Genomic DNA, 1,239 nt, shown 5'->3' on the forward strand with positions numbered 1-1,239 from the left:
CGCTGGAAGCGTTCGGCAAGGTGCTGCCGGAGTTCCTGGGCGGCTCTGCCGACCTGGCGCCGAGCAACCTGACCATGTGGTCCGGCTCGAAAGCGCTGAACGTTGACCCGGCGGGCAACTACATTCATTACGGCGTGCGCGAGTTCGGCATGACCGCCATCACCAACGGCATCGCGCTGCACGGCGGCTTCCTGCCGTACTCGGCGACCTTCCTGATGTTCGTGGAATACGCCCGCAACGCGGTGCGCATGGCGGCACTGATGAAGCTGCGCAACGTGTTCGTCTACACCCACGACTCCATCGGTCTGGGCGAAGACGGCCCGACCCACCAGCCGGTGGAGCAGCTGGCGAGCCTGCGCGTGACCCCGAACATGAGCACCTGGCGCCCGTGTGACCAGGTGGAATCGGCGGTGGCGTGGCAGTACGGTATCGAGCGCAACGACGGCCCGACCACCCTGGTGTTCTCGCGCCAGAACCTGACCCAGCAGCCGCGCACCGCAGAGCAGCTGGCGAACGTGTACCGCGGCGGCTACGTGCTGAAAGACTGCGCGGGCACGCCGGACGTCATCCTGATTGCCACCGGCTCCGAAGTGGGTATCACGGTGGAAGCGGCGGACACGCTGACCGCAGCGGGCCGCAAGGTGCGCGTGGTGTCGATGCCGTCGACCGACGCGTTCGACAAGCAGGATGCGGCGTACCGCGAGTCGGTGCTGCCGGCGGCGGTGACGGCGCGCGTGGCGGTGGAAGCGGGTATCGCGGACTACTGGTACAAGTACGTGGGCCTGAACGGCGCCATCGTGGGCATGACCACCTTCGGTGAGTCGGCGCCGGCGGAGCAGCTGTTCGCCGAATTCGGCTTCACCGTGGACAACGTGGTGGCCAAGGCGCAAGCGCTGCTGAAGTAAGCGGCCGGGGGCATGCCGATAACAAAGCCGGTCATCATGACCGGCTTTTTTTATTCCATCACCCGATGAATCTGCAAATACTGCAGCAGCATGATGGTCTTGCCGTCTTTAATCCGGCCGTCGGCGATCATCGCCACCGCGTCGCGAAACGGCAGTTCGATCACCTCAATATCTTCATCTTCAATGCCGCCGCCGGCCGCGCGCCGCTCATCATCATGGTATTCGGCGATAAAGAAGTGCACGATTTCAGTCACGCCGCCCGGCGACATGTACGCTTCGAAGATTTTCTTCACCTCGCTGACCTGAAAACCGGTCTCCTCCACCGCTTCGCGGC

Annotated in this window: 1 protein-coding gene and 1 pseudogene; one reads left to right on the forward strand and one right to left on the reverse strand. The window is 64.2% G+C overall.

Annotated elements, in window-relative coordinates; all coding sequences use genetic code 11:
* On the forward strand, positions 1-905 hold a 905-nt coding region (locus AB0H42_RS35715), incomplete at its 5' end, for a transketolase C-terminal domain-containing protein (protein WP_357064307.1).
* Positions 906-955: 50 nt separating this feature from the next.
* On the opposite strand, the pseudogene AB0H42_RS35720 reads toward AB0H42_RS35715, so the two are convergent.
* Positions 956-1,239: pseudogene (locus AB0H42_RS35720) on the reverse strand (GDP-mannose pyrophosphatase); the annotation flags it as partial.

The sequence above is a fragment of the Nocardia sp. NPDC050799 genome (assembly GCF_040654015.1).
Lineage (GTDB): Bacteria > Actinomycetota > Actinomycetes > Mycobacteriales > Mycobacteriaceae > Nocardia.